Here is a 14,454-nt window from a genome sequence, read left to right as displayed (position 1 = left end):
CCTGGCCTCCACGGGCGCGTTCAACAACCAGAAACTACTGCGTGATCAGTGCACGTCCTTCCAGTATTCACGCTTGAGCAAATAGGCGAATACGAAGAAGAAAGCCAGGTACAGCAACACGTAGGTACCGATGCGCTGGCTTTCCAGTTTGACCGGGTTGGCCGAATAGGCCAGGAAGGTCACCAGGTTCTTGACCTTCTCGTCGAACTGCTCGGTCGTCAGGGTACCGGAATTCGGCGTAATGGTCAGCTGGTCGCAGGCTTCATGGGTGATCGGGCTGCCGGTCAACGGGTCGAACTGCTTCTTGCCATCGGTCATGGTCTGCACCTGCTTGCAACCGATCACCTGGTTTCCTTGCAGGCCGACCAGCACGTTGGGCATGCCCACGTTCGGGAACACCTTGTTGTTCACCCCGTACGGCCGCGACGGGTCCTCATAGAAGCTGCGCAGGTAAGTGTACAGCCAGTCGGTGCCACGCACCCGGGCCACCAGGGTCAGGTCGGGCGGTGCGGCACCGAACCAGGTCTTTGCGTCACTGGGCTTCATGCCAATCTGCATGTGGTCACCAATCTTGGCACCGGTGAACACCAGCTTCTCGAGCATCAGTTCGTGGGGGATGCCCAAGTCATCGGCGACTCGCTCGTAACGTTGGAACTTGGCACTGTGGCAACCCATGCAATAGTTGGCGAAGGTCCGCGCACCATCCTGCATGGCGGCCTTGTCGCTCAGGTCGATGTCGACCTTGTCCAGCTCCAGGCCGGTTTCGGCCGCGAAGGAAAAGGCAGGCATCACTGCCAGCAAAAATACTGCAATCAACTTTTTCATCAGCCAGTCACCCTTTCCGGAACCGGTTTGGTCTTCTCGAGCCTTGTATAGAACGGCATCAGCAGGAAGTAGGCGAAGTACAACACTGTGCACACCTGCGACAGCAAGGTACGCCCAGGTGTCGGCGCCAGTACGCCCAGCACGCCGAGGATGACGAAGGCTATGCAGAACACCAGCAGGAAGAGCTTGCTGATCCAGCCCTTGTAGCGCATGGAGCGCACCGGGCTGCGGTCGAGCCAGGGCAGCACGAACAACACGGCAATGGCCGCGCCCATGGCGATTACGCCCATCAGCTTGTCAGGCACTGCACGCAGGATCGCGTAGAACGGCGTGAAGTACCACACAGGCGCGATGTGCTCAGGGGTCTTGAAGGCGTTGGCCTGCTCGAAGTTTGGTTTCTCCAGGAAATAACCGCCCATTTCCGGGAAGAAGAACACCACGGCGCAGAACACGAAGAGGAATACCACCACGCCGACAATGTCCTTGACGGTGTAGTAAGGGTGGAACGGAATGCCGTCCAGCGGGATGCCGTTTTCATCTTTCTTCTTCTTGATGTCGACGCCATCGGGGTTGTTCGAGCCCACTTCATGCAAGGCAAGAATGTGCAACACCACCAGGCCGAGGATCACGATCGGCAGGGCGACGACGTGCAGGGCGAAGAAGCGGTTCAGGGTAATGCCGGAAATCAGGTAGTCACCGCGGATCCATTGGGTGAGGTCGTCACCGATCACCGGGATGGCACCGAACAGCGAGATGATCACCTGGGCGCCCCAGTAGGACATCTGGCCCCATGGCAGCAAGTAACCCATGAAGGCTTCAGCCATCAATGCCAGGTAGATCAGCATGCCGAACAGCCATACCAGCTCGCGCGGCTTCTGGTAGGAGCCGTAGAGCAGGCCGCGGAACATGTGCAGGTAGACCACGATGAAGAACGCCGAGGCACCGGTGGAGTGCAGGTAGCGCAGGATCCAGCCGTATTCCACGTCACGCATGATGTACTCGACCGAGGCGAATGCCTCTTCCGCCGAGGGGGTGAAACTCATGGTCAGCCACACACCAGTGACGATCTGGTTGACCAGCACCAGCAACGCGAGGGAGCCAAAGAAGTACAGGAAGTTGAAGTTCTTGGGTGCGTAATACTTGCTCAGGTGGTCTTCCCACATCTTGGTGGCAGGGAAGCGAGCATCAATCCAGTCCATGAACTTGCTCATCATGCGTTCTCCTGGTCAACGCCGATGACGACGATCTCGTCCGACTCGTAAGAGTGCGGTGGCACGGGCAGGTTGAGAGGTGCCGGCTGCGACTTGTAGACACGACCAGCCAGGTCATAGTGGGAGCCGTGGCATGGGCAGAAATAGCCACCAACCCATTTCGGGCCAAGGTCGGCAGGCGCGACTTCCGGGCGGAAGGTCGGTGAGCAGCCGAGGTGTGTACACAAACCGACGAGGATAAGGATTTCCGGCTTGATCGAACGAACCTGCGGGTCAACGTAGGTCGGCTGCACCGAAGCCTTGGACTCAGGGTCAGCGAGATCACCGGCAACTTTTTTCAGGTTGCCGAGGATTTCCTCCGTTCGCCGCACGATGAACACCGGCTGCCCCCGCCACTCGGCCACCATCTGCTGCCCGGCCTCGACCTTGGCAATATTGACCTTCACCGGTGCACCTGCGGCTTTCGCCTTGGCACTGGGAAACCATGACCCCACGAACGGTACCGCAGCCCCCACTGCCCCCGCCGCCCCGACTACGGATGTCGCGGCTACGAGGAAGCGGCGCCGGCCTGCGTTGACGCCGTCATTGCTCATTCAGTCCTCTCCCATCAGCTTGCTTGGCCTGTTGAACCAGACCTGTACTTAGGTTGTGTCAGTGGCACTAAAAATTGGCCGCCATGGTAAGAAACAAATCCACACACTGACAAGGTGATTACCTCGGCCCGGTGCGACTACCCACGCTTTGCTTGATCTGTGTCTATGCGACAAGTGGTCACTGACATGCTGACAGGTTAGTTCAAGACATAAAAAAAGCCCGGTTCCAAGGAACCGGGCTTTTTTCGACTGCCGAAGCGGTATTAACGCTTGGAGTACTGAGGACGCTTACGCGCTTTACGCAGACCCACTTTCTTACGCTCGACTTCACGAGCGTCGCGGGTGACGTAGCCAGCACGACGCAGAGCGCCACGCAGGGTTTCGTCGTATTCCATCAGAGCGCGGGTGATACCGTGACGGATCGCACCGGCCTGACCGCTGACACCACCACCGGAAACGGTGACGTAGATGTCGAACTTCTCGACGGTTTCGGTCAGCTCGAGCGGCTGACGAACAACCATGCGAGCGGTTTCACGACCGAAGAACACGTCCAGAGAACGGTTGTTGATGGAAATGTTACCAGTACCCGGACGCAGGAATACGCGAGCGGTTGCGGTCTTGCGACGGCCAGTGCCGTAGTTTTGAGTCGCCGACATAATGAACTATCCCGTTAGATCTTCAGTTCTTGAGGCTGCTGAGCAGTGTGTGGGTGAGCAGCACCCGCGTACACTTTCAGCTTGCGGTACATGTCGCGACCCAGCGGGTTCTTCGGCAGCATGCCTTTGACCGCAGTTTCGATAACACGCTCAGGGGCCTTGGCGATCAACTTCTCGAAGTTGATTTCCTTGATACCGCCCGGGAAACCGGAGTGGGAGTAGTACATCTTGTCGGAAGACTTGGCACCAGTCACACGAACCTGCTCGGCGTTGATAACGACGATGTAGTCGCCGGTGTCAACGTGAGGGGTGTATTCTGGCTTGTGTTTGCCACGCAGACGGCTAGCGATTTCGGTAGCCAGACGACCCAGGGTCTGGCCAGCGGCGTCGACTACGAACCACTCGCGCTTTACTGTTTCCGGTTTAGCAGTAAAAGTTTTCATTCTCTAAAGCCTCAGAGGCCGCCCAGCGAAAAATAGACGGCGAATCTTACTGGATAGTGCACAGCTTGCCAAGGGCAAGCGCGCAGCCGAACACTGACGCTTTTGGGGGCTCGGGTCAGGCACGCCAACGTTCGACGGGGTTCTTCCTGCGTGGTGGTGCATCACTTCCGCCACACGGAGAGGTGCCGAATTATCCAGATTGCGCGAAATTTTTCAACCTGCTTTGATGAGCTTTCATTGCCAAGGAGTGTCTACCCGATGGAATACCGCCAGCTCGGCCGTACCGACCTCAACGTCAGCGCCCTGTGCCTGGGCACCATGACCTGGGGCGAACAGAATGACCAGGCCGAGGCCTTCGAGCAGATCGCCCGGGCCAAGGCCGCCGGGGTCAACTTCATCGACACCGCCGAAATGTACCCGGTGCCGCCCCGCCCCGAAACCTACGCCGCTACCGAGCGCATCATCGGCAACTGGTTCCGCGCCAGGGGCGATCGCGACGACTGGGTGCTGGCCAGCAAGGTTGCGGGCCCGGGCAACGGCATCAGCCACATTCGCGACGGCCAGCTCAAGCACAACCGCCAGCACATCGTCGCGGCGCTGGACGAGAGCCTCAAGCGCCTGCACACCGACCGCATCGACCTGTACCAGTTGCACTGGCCGGAGCGCAGCACCAACTTCTTCGGCAAGCTGGGCTACCAGCACCTGCCACAGGACCACTTCACCCCGCTGGAAGAAACCCTCGAAGTGCTCGACGAGCAGGTGCGCGCCGGCAAGATCCGCCACATCGGCCTGTCCAACGAAACACCGTGGGGTACCATGAAGTTCCTGCAGTTGGCCGAAAGCCGTGGCTGGCCGCGGGCGGTGTCGATCCAGAACCCGTACAACCTGCTCAACCGCAGTTTCGAAGTGGGCCTGGCGGAAGTGGCTATCCGCGAGCAGTGCGGCCTGCTGGCCTACTCGCCGCTGGCCTTCGGCATGCTCTCGGGCAAGTACGAGAACGGTGCGCGGCCAGCCAATGCACGCCTGACCCTGTTCAGCCGCTTTGCCCGCTACTCCAACCCGCAGACCGTGGCCGCCTGTAGCCGTTATGTGCAGCTGGCCGACGAGCACGGCCTGGACCCGGCGCAGATGGCCCTGGCATTCGTCACCCGGCAGCCATTCGTGACCAGTAACATCATTGGCGCGACCAGCCTCGCGCAGCTGGACAGCAACCTGGCGAGCCTGGAGCTGAAGCTGAGCGATGAGCTGCTGGCGGCGATCGAGGCAATTCACCAGCAGCAGCCGAACCCGGCGCCTTGAGGGTAAACCTGTACCGCCTTCTTCGTGGGTTAGCCCGCGAAGAACCAGCGCGGCGCATCGGGCTGGACACCATCGCCAAAAAATAAGACGATCCAGCCGGTGATTGACCACTCTACCCTATAAGAACAATGACAATGATGTTTACCCAACCCTCCGCGTCGCTGCGGCGCGTCAGCATCCTGGCCATTGACAAGGTGTTCGCTTCGACCTTGATGCAGGCCAAGGACTTCTTCCACCTCGCCAGCCTGCGCTACGGCAAGCAGCTTGGCCTGGGCCTGCAGCCCATGTTCGAGATCCGTCTGGTGAGCCCGGACGGCCAGTCCGTGGACAGCTTCAGCAACGTGCAACTGCCGGTCGATGGTGGCCTGGACGATGCCGACGTGATCATCCTGCCGGCCTTCTGGGACGATTTCGACAACTTGCTGCAGCGTTATCCACAGGTGCTGCCATGGCTGCGCGAGCAACATGCACGTGGCGCGGTGCTGTGCGCCGAGGCCAGTGGCGTGTTCTGGCTGGCCGAGTCCGGCCTGCTCGACGGCAAGGAGGCCACCACCTACTGGCGCTTCTTCAACAGCTTTGCCGAACGCTTCCCGAAGATCCGCCTGAACCAGGACAAGCACCTGACCGACGCCGACAACCTGTATTGCGCAGGCGGCACCACCTCGGCCTGCGACCTGTACATCTACCTGATCGAACGCTTCTGCGGCGCCAACGTGGCCCGCGCCGTGTCCCGCGACATCCTCTACGAGGTGCAGCGCAACTACACCCCGGGACGCATGGGTTTTGGCGGCCAGAAGCTGCATCAGGACCTGGTCATCCTGCAGATCCAGCACTGGCTGGAAGAACACTTCGCCGACAAGTTCCGCTTCGAGGACGTGGCCCGCAACCACGGCATGAGCATCCGCAACTTCATGCGCCGCTTCCAGGGAGCGACCGGCGACAAGCCGCTGCATTACCTGCAACGGCTGCGGATCGAGACGGCGAAAGGCTTGCTGTCGAGTACGCGCAAGAGCATCAAGACCATCAGCTACGAGGTCGGTTACGACGATGCCAGTTTCTTTGCGCGGTTGTTTCGCCAGCACACGGAATTGTCGCCGAACCAGTATCGGCAGCAGTTCATGCAGGAGGCTTGAGGGCCTGGGGCTGCTTTGCAGCCCCAGGCATCTTATGGCTTGTGTGCGCGAGACAGGAATTCGTGCGACTGCATCTCCAGCAACCGGCTCAGGGTACGCTGGAACTCGAAGGCCAGGCGCCCGCCGGTATACAGGTCCTTCAGCTCAACCTCGGCCGAGATGATCAGCTTGACGTTGCGGTCGTAGAACTCGTCCACCATGTTGATGAAGCGGCGGGCGATGTCGTCGGTGGTGACGCCCATCTGCTCCACGTTGCTCAGCAGCACGGCATGGAAGATCTTGCCCAGCTCGATGTAGTCGTTCTGGCTACGCGGGCCATCGCACAGGGCGCGGAAGTCGAACCAGGCCACGTCGTCACAGGTCAGCAGGGCCTGGATCGGGCGATTCTCGATCATCAGCACGTCGTTCTCGACCGCCTGGGTGCACTCAGGGGTCAATGCCTTGAAGCTGGCGCGCAGGCTCTGGTGCGCCGCCTCATCGAGCGGGTAGTGGTACAGTTCGGCCTGCTCCAGATGCCGCAGGCGATAGTCGACCCCGCTGTCGACGTTCACCACGTCGGTGTACTGCTTGATCATGGCGATGGCCGGCAGGAAGCGCGCGCGCTGCAAGCCGTCCTTGTACAGGCCGTCCGGCACGATGTTGGAGGTCGCCACCAGCGATACGCCGTTCTTGAACAGCTCTTCCATCAGGGTGCCGAGGATCATCGCGTCGGTGATGTCGGAGACGAAGAATTCGTCGAAGCAGATCACCCTGGCTTCTTCGCTGAAGCGTTTGGCAATGATGGTCAGCGGGTTCTTCTCGCCCTTGAGGGTTTTCATTTCCTCGTGCACACGCTTCATGAAGCGGTGGAAGTGCGTACGCATCTTCTGCTTGAACGGCAGCGCCTCGAAGAAGGTATCGACCAGGTAGGTCTTGCCGCGCCCCACCCCACCCCAGAAGTACAGGCCCTTGACCGGTGTCTGCTCCTTCCTGCCGAACAGCTTGCCGAACACGCCCGGCTTGTTGTTCTGCGCGTGCACGAGGTCGTCGTACAGGCGCTGCAGGTGACGCACCGCAGTTTCCTGCGCCGCGTCATGAAAGAAGTCGGGACGTTTCAGATCTGCTTGATATCGTTCTAGGGGCGTCATGATTCGTTAGCGGGGCAACAAAAAAACGGGCCGTCACTGTAGCGACCGGCCCGCTTAATGGCAATCAGACTTGCGTCAATATGCCTCAGTCCGATTGTGGCTGAAGTGCTACACGCAGGCTTTCGATAGCCGCATCACGTGCCTCGGCGTTGTCGAACTGCGGCCCGTCGGCGACCTGTTCGCCATTCAGCCACAGACCGAAGCCCAGGCCCTCCAGGCGCACGTCCGCCTCGCCACCCTGCTGCAATTGCTTGCTCACGGCACCGGCGCTCTTGCCGTCGGCGAAGCTGCGCGACAGCAGCAACTGTTCACCGTCGGCGCCGAGCAGGCGGAAGCGGAAGCTGCCGTCTTCATCACGGAAGCTGACGAAACGCGCGCTCCGGGCGGCCTTTTTCTTCACTTCGGTGCTGGCCTGAACACTGGCGCGGAACGAACGCAGGCCAACGGCTTCGCGCAGCTGTTCGAGGAACGGCGTGGCGATCTTGCGCGCCTTGGCGGCGCCGGCCAGCAGAATGTCTTCCAGGTCTGCAGGGCGGGCAATCAACTGGTGGTAGTACTCGCGCTTTTCCGCAAGCTGACCGTCGAGCAGCTGGAACAGGCGCTGCTTGGCCTCGCCCCAGCCCAGGCCCTGCAGCAGCTCCTCGCGGAACTCGGCGCATTGCGCTGGCGACGAGAAGGCCTGGAACAGGGTGAACAGGTGGGCGTTGTCGGGGTCTTTCGCTTCGCCGGGTGCGCGCGAGTCGGTGACGATGCGCGAAATGGCGTCCTTCATTTCCTTGGCGCTGGTGAACAGTGGGATGGTGTTGTCGTAGCTCTTGGACATCTTGCGCCCGTCCAGGCCCGGCAGGGTCGCCACGCTTTCCTCGATCACCGCCTCCGGCAAGGCAAAGAAGTCCTTGCCCTGGCCGAACAGGTGGTTGAAGCGCTGGCCGATGTCGCGGGCCATTTCCACATGCTGGATCTGGTCACGCCCGACCGGCACCTTGTTGGCGTTGAACATCAGGATGTCGGCAGCCATCAGCACCGGATAGCTGTACAGGCCCATGGTCACGCCGGCGTCCGGGTCTTCGCCGTTTTCCAGGTTCTTGTCCACCGAGGCCTTGTAGGCGTGCGCTCGGTTGAGCAGGCCCTTGGCGCTGACGCAGGTCAGCAGCCAGGTCAGTTCGGGGATTTCCGGTATATCTGACTGGCGGTAGAAGGTCACCTTGTCCGGGTCGAGGCCACCGGCCAGCCAGGTGGCGGCGATTTCCAGGCGCGAACGCTGGATGCGCAGCGGGTCGTCGCACTTGATCAGCGCGTGGTAGTCAGCCAGGAAGTAGAACGAGTCGACACCAGGCTGCTGGCTGGCAAGGATGGCCGGGCGGATGGCACCGGCATAGTTGCCCAGGTGCGGAGTGCCGGTGGTGGTGATACCGGTAAGGATGCGCGTGGTCATGGGTGTTCGCTTATTCAGGCTTGGCTCAGTTCGAAAGGCGCGGCAGCAGCAGATCCTTCAGATCGGTCAGCTTGCCATGGAAGAAGTGTCCGCATTCTGCCACTTTCAGCAGCTCATGGGGGCGCGACAGGCTGTCGGACCATTCGTATACCAGCTGTGGCGCGACGACTTCGTCAGCGTCCGGCTGCACCACGGTGATCAGGCACTGCTGCGGCAGCGGGAATTCCGGCGTCAGGCGCATAACTGCCGGGGCGATCATGAACAGCTGCTGCAGCTCTACCCCGGCGGCTTCCAGGCGGCCGGCCAGGCTGGCGGCGACGAAGCCGCCGAACGAGAAGCCCATCAGCACCAGGGGCAGGCCTGGATGCTTTTCGCGCAGCCAGGCCGCGGCAGCCTCGGCATCGGCCACCTCGCCAGCGCCCATGTCATGGCTGCCGGCGCTCTGGCCAACACCACGGTAGTTGAAACGCAGGGTCACATAGCCGGCATCGCGGGCGGTGCGTTGCAGGGTCGAGACCACCTTGTTGAGCATGGTGCCGCCCTGGACCGGGTTGGGGTGGCAGATCAGCACCGCGCCGCGGGCATCGGCCACGTCCAGATACAGGGCTTCCAGCTGGCCGCTGGGGCCATCGATGAACAAGGGGGTTTCGCGGACAAGCAAGGCACTACTCCGTGACCTCGAAAGGGGTCGATTCGTCTAGGTGAGGAATTCTGTTCTGATTTGCGATCGCTCGCGGTATACAGCGCAGGTCTGAGCCGTTAACGTAAAGCAAAGCCGTTTATAGAGGAAGGACTCGTGGAACTCTCGCTCCTTGTTTGGTTGTTGCCGACCCTGGCCCTGGTCATCGGCGTGGTGGTCGGTTTCGTCGTCGCTCGCCTGCTGCCCAATGCAGCGCCGAGCAGCACCCAGCGTCAACTGGATGATATCCAGAAGCGCTTCGACAGCTATCAGAACGAAGTGGTAACTCATTTCAACAGCACTGCCGTACTGGTCAAGAAACTGACCCAGAGCTATCAGGACGTGCAGGACCACCTGGCCGAAGGCGCCAACAGCCTGGCCCTCGACGACGTCACTCGCCAACGCCTGCTGGCGGCCCTGCACTCCGAGGCAGCGCAAGGTCCACGCGACCGCCTGACCCCGCCGAAGGACGCCGAAGTGCCACGTGACTACGCACCGAAAGCGCCGAATTCGCCGGGCATGCTTGACGAGAGCTACGGGCTCAAGCGCTGATCTGCAGAAAATGACAAAGGCCTCGCTAGAGGCCTTTTTTGTGGGCCGGATTCACTGGCCTCTTCGCGGGCACGCCCGCTCCCACAGGTACATCACAGCATTTGCAATCCGTGGGATACCTGGAGGAGCGGGCGTGCCCGTGAAGAGGACGGCCCAGGCAACCTAGCTGCAAGCCTGCAATGCCTGCCCGACATCCGCCAGCAGGTCCTCCACATCCTCCAGCCCCACCGACAAGCGCACCAGCCCCTCCGAGATCCCGTGGTGCGCCCGCTCCTTCGCGGTATAGCTGGAATGCGTCATGCTCGCTGGGTGCTGCGCCAGCGACTCGGCATCGCCCAGGCTCACTGCACGGGCAAACAGTTGCAAGGCATTCATGAAGCGCCGCCCCGCCTCGATACCGCCCTTGAGTTCGAAGGCAATCATCCCGCCCGGCAAACGCATCTGCCGCTGCGCCAGTTCGTACTGGGCAAACGACGGCAACCCCGGATAGTGAATCAACTCCACCTGCGGCTGCCGTGCGAGAAACTCGGCAATCTGCAAGGCATTGGCGCAATGGCGGTCCATGCGCAGGGCCAGGGTCTTGATCCCGCGCATCAGCAGCGCTGCGTCATGCGGCGACAGCACCGCCCCGGTCATGTCCTTCAGGCCTTCCAGGCGAATGCGGTCGATCAGCGCCTTGCGCCCTACCACCAGGCCGGCGGTGATATCGCCGTGGCCACTGAGGTACTTGGTTGCCGAATGCACTACCAGGTCAGCCCCCAGCTCCAGTGGACGTTGTAGATAGGGTGTGCAGTAGGTGTTGTCGACCACCACATGTACATCGTGCCCGCGTACGGCCTCGGCAACCGCCGCGATATCCACCAGTTGCATGTTGGGGTTGGCCGGGGTTTCGAAGTAGATCATCCGCGTCTTGCTGTTGATCGCCGCTTTCAGGGCCCTGCTGTCGTTGAGGTCGACATGGCGGATCTTCACCCCGAATTCGCCAATGCCATGGTGCAGGAAGGCGAAGGTGCAGCCATACAACGTGCGCCCGACGATCAGCTCGTCGCCAGGGCGCAGCAGGGTCCAGATCGTCGAGGTGATGGCTCCCATGCCCGACGCCAATGCCAGCCCCGCCTCGCCGCCCTCCAGCGAGGCCATGCGCTGCTCCAGCAGGGCCAGGGTCGGGTTGGAGATGCGGCTGTAGAAATGCCCCGGCTCCTCGCCAGCGAAGCACGCAGCGCCGTATTCGACGGTTGGGAAGGCATAGGTAGCGGTCTGGTACACCGGTGGCACCAAGGCGCCACCGTGGGAAAGCGGGTCGTAGCCATGATGAATGGCCCGTGTGGAAAAACCGGCGTTGTTATCGGAGCCGCGCATGGCAACAGCCTCTTGTGGTTTGTTATAAGCTTATGCCACCGAGCTGCCCGATTTTTTCCAAATTGGCCCACATATCCGTGCGCTTGTTGGAATGAAAATAACAATTACCGGACCAGGAGGGTAAAAAATGCCTTCAAGCCTCGACCGTACTGACCGCGCCCTGCTCGCCGCCCTGCAGGACAACGCCCGCCTCACCATTGCCGAACTGGCCGACCAGGTGGCACTGACCACCTCGCCCTGCTGGCGCCGGGTAAAGCTGCTGGAAGACCACGGCTACATCACCGGCTACCAGGCGATCCTTTCGCCCAAGTCGCTGGGTTTCGGTGTGACCGCGTTCGTCAGCATCATGATGGATTCGCACACCAAGGACATGGCGTTGGCATTCGAGCGGCGGCTGATGGAGATTCCAGAGATCGTCGCCTGCCACAACATTTCCGGGCGCTACGATTTTTTGCTGGAAATCCTGGCGCGAGACCTGGAGTCGTTCGGCGAATTCACCCGCGAAGTACTGCAGCGATTGCCAGGGGTGAAGGAGATCTATTCGAGTTTTTCCTACAAGGCTGTGAAGGAACGCCGAATAATACCGGTGTCGGAAAAACATATCTAAGCCAGACCTTACCGAGCGGTGGAAATGGCCTTACCGATTGAAAGGCTGCGGCTGACAGTAGCCAGAGCAGAGTGACGCCAACACCCCGTTCACACGGGTGTCCTCTATTTATCCTGCCAGAGCGGGCAAGCCTGCGGCGACGAGAAACAGAAAACCCCGCCGACGCGGGGTTTTCTGATAAACCAATGCTTAGATCGCGCCACGCTGACGCAGTACGTCCAGCACCTGTTTCACGCCCTCGTCCACGCTGGTGGTCTGGGTGTCAATTACCAGGTCGGCGTCCAGCGGCACATCGTACGGGAAGCTTTCACCCGGGATGTTATCGCCACCGGCAGCGTACAGACCTTGCGGGTCACGCTCGCGGCAGGCGATAGGCGAGGCCTGGACGTAAACAGTCACCAGGCGCTCCTTGCCGATCAACGCCTTGGCCTGTTCGCGGCCTTCGGCATCCGGGGCCACGAACGCAGCCAGGGTCAGCAGGCCGGCTTCGTTGAACTGGCGCGCCACATGGGCGGCGCGGCGCCAGTTCTCGGTGCGGCCGGCGCGGTCCTGCGGCAGGCCTTTGTTCAGGTCATGGCGCAGGTTCTGGCCGTCGAGCACATACACCGCACGGCCCATGTCGAACAATTTGCGCTCTACGGCATAGGCCAAGGTGCTCTTGCCAGCGCCGGACAAACCACTGAACAGCACGGTGGCGGGTTGCTGGCCGAAGCGCAGGGCACGCTCTTCGGTAGAAACGTGGGCCTGCTTGCCGTGATGGCCGGTGCCGCCGTGCGGCAGCACCGGCGGGGCGATGATCATGCCGGCGCCGACAGTGCCGTTGGTCAGGCGGTCGATGACGATGAACGCACCGGTGGTGCGGTTGCTGTCATAGCCATCCAGGGCGATCGGGGCATCCAGGGATACCTTGACCCGACCGATCTCGTTCAGTTGCAGGGCGCTGGCAGCGCCCCGCTCCAGGGTATTCACATCGACCTTGTGGGTGATGCTGGCAATCGAGCCCGGCACGTAGCTGGTGGCGCGCTTGATGTCGTATTTCTTGCCTGGGAGCATCGGCTCCTCGGCCATCCACACCAGCATGGCGTCGAACTGGTCGGTGACCGGCGGGACGTTGTCGGCATGCACCAGCAGGTCGCCACGGGAGATGTCGATCTCGTCTTCCATGGTCAGGGTCACCGCCTGGCCGGGGCCGGCGTTTTCCAGCTCACCTTCGTAGGTGACGATGGACTTGACCCGGCTGCTCTTGCCCGACGGCAGCACGACGATTTCGTCGCCCTTGTGCACCACGCCGCTGGCGATGGTGCCGGCGAAACCACGGAAGTTCAGGTTCGGGCGGTTGACGTACTGCACCGGGAAACGCAGGTCGGTGAAGTTGCGGTCGGCCGAAACCTCGACGGTTTCGAGGATTTCCATCAGCGTCGGGCCGGTGTACCACGGCGAACGCTCGCTGTGGTTGACCACATTGTCGCCCTTGAGCGCCGACATCGGCACGAAGTGCAGGCTGCTCGGCACCAGGTTGATGGCTTCGGCAAATTTCAGGTAGTCGGCCTTGATCGACTCGAACACACCCTGGTCGAAGCCCTTGAGGTCCATCTTGTTGACCGCCACGACGATGTGCTTGATGCCCAGCAACGAGGCGATATAGCTGTGGCGGCGGGTCTGGGTCTGCACGCCGTAGCGGGCGTCGACCAGGATGATCGCCAGGTCGCAGGTGGACGCGCCGGTGGCCATGTTGCGGGTGTACTGCTCGTGGCCCGGGGTGTCGGCGATGATGAACTTGCGCTTGGCGGTGGAGAAGTAGCGGTAGGCGACATCGATGGTGATGCCCTGCTCGCGCTCGGCCTGCAGGCCGTCGACCAGCAGCGCCAGGTCGACCTCTTCGCCGGTGGTGCCGACCTTCTTAGAATCACGGGTGATGGCCTCGAGGTGGTCCTCGTAGATCATCTTCGAGTCGTGCAGCAAGCGCCCGATCAGGGTGCTCTTGCCGTCGTCGACGTTGCCGCAGGTCAGGAAACGCAGCAGTTCCTTGCGCTCGTGCTGGGCCAGGTAGGCGAGGATGTCCTCGCTGATCAGATCAGATTGGTGCGACATGGAGTAACCCTGAAATTAGAAGTAGCCTTGGCGTTTCTTGTCTTCCATGGAGCCGGCGCCATCGTGGTCGATGACACGGCCCTGGCGTTCGGACGTACGGGTCAGGAGCATTTCCTGGATGATGTCCGTCAGGGTCTCGGCTTGCGACTCGACAGCGCCCGTCAAGGGGTAGCAGCCAAGGGTACGGAAGCGCACCTTCTTCTTGACGATGCGGGCCTTCTCTTCATCGGTGAGATGCTCGAGGATGCGCTCGTCGTCGATCATGATCAGGGTGCCGTTCTTCTCGATGACCTCACGCTCGGCGGCGAAGTACAGCGGCACGATCGGAATGCCTTCGAGGTAGATGTACTGCCAGATGTCCAGCTCGGTCCAGTTCGACAGCGGGAAGACCCGGATCGACTCGCCCTTGTTGACCTTGCCGTTGTACACGTTCCACAGCTCGGG

At 61.3% G+C, this 14,454-nt stretch carries 15 protein-coding genes; 4 read left to right on the top strand and 11 right to left on the bottom strand.

What is annotated here, in order from left to right; genetic code table 11:
- Positions 1-45 precede the first annotated feature (45 nt).
- The 5 genes from B4L76_RS13980 to rplM form a co-directional block, all read right to left on the bottom strand.
- Entirely contained in the window at positions 46-825 is a 780-nt protein-coding gene (locus B4L76_RS13980) for a cytochrome c1 (protein ID WP_296233284.1), read from the bottom strand.
- Positions 825-2,036, bottom strand: a complete 1,212-nt coding sequence (locus B4L76_RS13975; RefSeq protein WP_296233286.1) for a cytochrome b — start codon at positions 2,034-2,036, stop codon at positions 825-827. Before B4L76_RS13975 ends, B4L76_RS13980 begins: the two co-directional genes overlap by 1 nt.
- Positions 2,036-2,629 (bottom strand): ubiquinol-cytochrome c reductase iron-sulfur subunit, encoded by a 594-nt coding sequence (gene petA, locus B4L76_RS13970; protein WP_225779171.1) that lies wholly within the window; start codon positions 2,627-2,629, stop codon positions 2,036-2,038. The genes B4L76_RS13975 and petA overlap by 1 nt, the downstream gene beginning before the upstream one ends.
- A 263-nt stretch (positions 2,630-2,892) precedes the next feature.
- Positions 2,893-3,285 (bottom strand): 30S ribosomal protein S9, encoded by a 393-nt coding sequence (gene rpsI / locus B4L76_RS13965; RefSeq protein ID WP_003260797.1) that lies wholly within the window; start codon positions 3,283-3,285, stop codon positions 2,893-2,895.
- Positions 3,286-3,299: 14 nt separating this feature from the next.
- Positions 3,300-3,728, bottom strand: a complete 429-nt coding sequence (gene rplM / locus B4L76_RS13960; protein ID WP_003260798.1) for a 50S ribosomal protein L13 — start codon at positions 3,726-3,728, stop codon at positions 3,300-3,302.
- A gap of 258 nt (positions 3,729-3,986) precedes the next feature.
- Between rplM and B4L76_RS13955 the strand changes: the two genes are divergently transcribed.
- Positions 3,987-5,027: an NADP(H)-dependent aldo-keto reductase gene (locus B4L76_RS13955; RefSeq protein ID WP_296233279.1), complete on the top strand. Its 1,041-nt coding sequence runs from the start codon at positions 3,987-3,989 to the stop codon at positions 5,025-5,027.
- Between the two features lie 212 nt (positions 5,028-5,239).
- Positions 5,240-6,160, top strand: a complete 921-nt coding sequence (locus tag B4L76_RS13950) for a GlxA family transcriptional regulator (RefSeq protein WP_296233285.1) — start codon at positions 5,240-5,242, stop codon at positions 6,158-6,160.
- Positions 6,161-6,192: 32 nt separating this feature from the next.
- Here B4L76_RS13950 and zapE read toward each other — a convergent pair whose 3' ends face one another.
- From zapE to B4L76_RS13935, 3 genes are all read right to left on the bottom strand, one after another.
- Positions 6,193-7,287 (bottom strand): cell division protein ZapE, encoded by a 1,095-nt coding sequence (gene zapE, locus B4L76_RS13945; RefSeq protein ID WP_289130765.1) that lies wholly within the window; start codon positions 7,285-7,287, stop codon positions 6,193-6,195.
- A gap of 85 nt (positions 7,288-7,372) precedes the next feature.
- Entirely contained in the window at positions 7,373-8,722 is a 1,350-nt protein-coding gene (locus B4L76_RS13940) for a tryptophan--tRNA ligase (RefSeq protein WP_296233277.1), read from the bottom strand.
- A 25-nt stretch (positions 8,723-8,747) separates the two neighbouring features.
- Positions 8,748-9,383: an alpha/beta hydrolase gene (locus B4L76_RS13935; protein ID WP_296233276.1), complete on the bottom strand. Its 636-nt coding sequence runs from the start codon at positions 9,381-9,383 to the stop codon at positions 8,748-8,750.
- A 135-nt stretch (positions 9,384-9,518) separates the two neighbouring features.
- On the opposite strand from B4L76_RS13935, the gene B4L76_RS13930 reads away from it, so the two are divergent.
- A complete protein-coding gene (locus B4L76_RS13930) occupies positions 9,519-9,953 on the top strand; it encodes a YhcB family protein (RefSeq protein ID WP_003257164.1) in 435 nt (144 codons plus the stop codon).
- A gap of 162 nt (positions 9,954-10,115) precedes the next feature.
- Here B4L76_RS13930 and B4L76_RS13925 read toward each other — a convergent pair whose 3' ends face one another.
- Positions 10,116-11,312, bottom strand: a complete 1,197-nt coding sequence (locus tag B4L76_RS13925) for a methionine gamma-lyase (protein ID WP_296233274.1) — start codon at positions 11,310-11,312, stop codon at positions 10,116-10,118.
- 127 nt (positions 11,313-11,439) lie between these two features.
- Between B4L76_RS13925 and B4L76_RS13920 the strand changes: the two genes are divergently transcribed.
- A complete protein-coding gene (locus tag B4L76_RS13920) occupies positions 11,440-11,919 on the top strand; it encodes an Lrp/AsnC family transcriptional regulator (protein WP_296233273.1) in 480 nt (159 codons plus the stop codon).
- A 189-nt stretch (positions 11,920-12,108) separates the two neighbouring features.
- Here the strand turns inward: B4L76_RS13920 and cysN are convergent, their stop codons facing one another.
- Together cysN and cysD are read right to left on the bottom strand one after the other, a co-directional pair.
- Positions 12,109-14,010: a sulfate adenylyltransferase subunit CysN gene (gene cysN, locus B4L76_RS13915; RefSeq protein ID WP_296233272.1), complete on the bottom strand. Its 1,902-nt coding sequence runs from the start codon at positions 14,008-14,010 to the stop codon at positions 12,109-12,111.
- Positions 14,011-14,025: 15 nt separating this feature from the next.
- Positions 14,026-14,454, bottom strand: a 429-nt coding sequence (gene cysD, locus B4L76_RS13910; RefSeq protein WP_296233270.1) for a sulfate adenylyltransferase subunit CysD, incomplete at its 5' end; no start/stop codon positions are given.

This window comes from Pseudomonas sp. UBA4617 (genome assembly GCF_002386445.1).
Classification (GTDB): Bacteria; Pseudomonadota; Gammaproteobacteria; order Pseudomonadales; family Pseudomonadaceae; genus Aquipseudomonas.
This window is presented reverse-complemented; position numbering and strand designations above follow the sequence as displayed.